The following is a 2,288-nucleotide window of genomic DNA, read 5'->3' on the forward strand; positions in this document are numbered from 1 at the left end:
CCGCCCCGGCGGCGCGGGCCGGGGCCGTCTCGCCCACCCCGGCCGCGATCGAGCCGCCGCGGGCGGGGGTGTTCGTCCCCGCGGTGAGCACGGCCAAGATCATCCGCGGCGACAGCCTGTGGCAGATCAGCCGGCGCACCTACGGCGCGGGCGACCGCTACACGGTGATCTACGATGCCAACCAGGAGCAGATCCGCAACCCGGACCTGATCTATCCCGGCCAGATCTTCGTGCTGCCGGGCGACGGCAAGGACGCGAAGGCGGGCAGGAACGGCTGAGGATTCCCCCACGCCGCCCCGCCCCGCGGCGGCTGCGGGTGTGCCGCGGGCGGCGCCGGCTTATATGCCGGGGCGAGCCTCCTCTTCCGGACAATCGCGTATGACCTCCACTCCCCCGCCGGCGCCCGACGCGCGCCCGGGCCTCGTCGCCACCTATCGCCGGCTGTGGCCGTATCTCTGGCCCTACGGCCGGCCGGACCTGCAGCGGCGGGTCTTCCTGGCGTTCGGGCTGCTGCTGGTGGCCAAGCTGGTGACGATGGTGACGCCGTTCACCTTCAAGTGGATCACCGACGCGCTGGTCGCGGCGGTTGGCGGCCAGGAGCACGGCAAGGAGCAGGTGCCGACCGGGATCTTCGCTGCGCCGATGCTCTTGATCGCGATCTACGGCGCCTCGCGCATCCTGATGGCCGGGCTGACGCAGGCGCGCGACGGGCTGTTCGCCAAGGTGGCGATGCACGCGGTGCGCCGCCTGGCGCTGAAGACCTTCCAGCACATGCACCAGCTCTCCCTGCGCTTCCACCTCGAGCGCAAGACCGGCGGGCTGACGCGGGTGCTTGAGCGCGGGCGCTCGGGCATCGAGGAGCTGTCGCGCTTGATGGTGCTGACGCTGGTGCCGACCATCGTCGAGTTCGTGCTGGTGCTCGGCGTGCTGGCCTGGGAGTTCGACTGGACCTACTCCCTGGTCGTCTTCGTGATGGTCGCGGCCTATCTCGGCTTCACCTACAAGGCGACCGAGTGGCGGATCGCGATCCGCCGCCGCATGAACGAGTCCGACACCGACGCCAACACCAAGTCGGTCGACTCGCTGCTGAACTACGAGACGGTGAAGTATTTCGGCGCCGAGGCGCGCGAGACCCAGCGCTTCGACGGCGCGATGGCGCGGTACGAGAAGGCCTCGACGCAAACCTACGTGTCGCTGGCCGTCCTCAACGCCGGCCAGGCACTGATCTTCACGCTGGGCATGACCGCGGTGATGTGGCTCGCCGCCCGCGACATCCTCGCCGGGCGCACCACCATCGGCGGCTTCGTGCTCGCCAACACCATGCTGGTGCAGCTCTCGATGCCGCTGAACTTCATGGGCATGATCTACCGCGAGATCAAACAGGCGCTGATCGACATCGACGACATGTTCCGCATCCTCCACCGCAACCCGGAGATCGCGGACCGGCCGAGCGCCCCGGCGCTGGTCGCCGGCCCCGCCGAGGTGCGCTTCGAGAACGTGCACTTCGCCTACAACCCGGACCGGCCGATCCTGCGCGGCATCTCGTTCACGGTGCCCTCGGGCAAGACCGTGGCGATCGTCGGCCCCTCGGGCGCCGGCAAGTCGACGCTCTCGCGCCTGCTGTTCCGATTCTACGAGCCGCAGAGCGGCCGCATCGCCATCGACGGGCAGGACATCGCCGCGGTGCGCCAGGATTCCCTGCGCGCCGTCATCGGCATGGTGCCGCAGGACACGGTGCTGTTCAACGACACGATCGGCTACAACATCCGCTACGGCCGCTGGGAGGCGAGCGAGGCCGAGATGCGCGAGGCCGCCCGCCTCGCCCAGATCGACCGCTTCATCGAGGGCCTGCCGGAGGGCTACGACACCCCGGTGGGCGAGCGCGGCCTGAAGCTCTCGGGCGGCGAGAAGCAGCGCGTCGCCATCGCCCGCACCATCCTGAAGAGCCCGCCGATCCTCGTCCTCGACGAGGCGACCTCGGCGCTGGACAGCTTCACCGAATCGCAGATCCAGGACGCGCTCGACCGCATCGCGAAGGGCCGCACCACCCTCGTCATCGCCCACCGCCTGTCGACGGTGGTCAACGCCGACGAGATCCTGGTGCTCGACAAGGGCGTCATCGTCGAGCGCGGCACCCACGGCGCGCTGCTCGACCAGGACGGGGTCTACGCGGCGCTCTGGAACCGGCAGCGCGAGGCGGATGCCGCGCGGGCGGCCCTGCGCCGGGCCGAGGAGGAGGCGGAGCGGGTGCGGGTGGCGCCGCGCGGGGCGCCCCAACTGGTCGAGTG

Annotated in this window: 2 protein-coding genes; both read left to right on the plus strand. The window is 70.5% G+C overall.

All coding sequences use genetic code 11. The features are described 5' to 3' along the window. On the plus strand, nucleotides 1–278 hold a 278-nt coding region (locus FV230_RS27400), incomplete at its 5' end, for a LysM peptidoglycan-binding domain-containing protein (protein ID WP_147844608.1). A 100-nt stretch (nucleotides 279–378) separates the two neighbouring features. Then, a partial coding sequence (locus FV230_RS27405) for an ABC transporter ATP-binding protein/permease (RefSeq protein WP_147844609.1) occupies nucleotides 379–2,288 on the plus strand: 1,910 nt, incomplete at its 3' end.

The organism is Methylobacterium sp. WL6 (assembly GCF_008040095.1).
GTDB lineage: Bacteria > Pseudomonadota > Alphaproteobacteria > Rhizobiales > Beijerinckiaceae > Methylobacterium.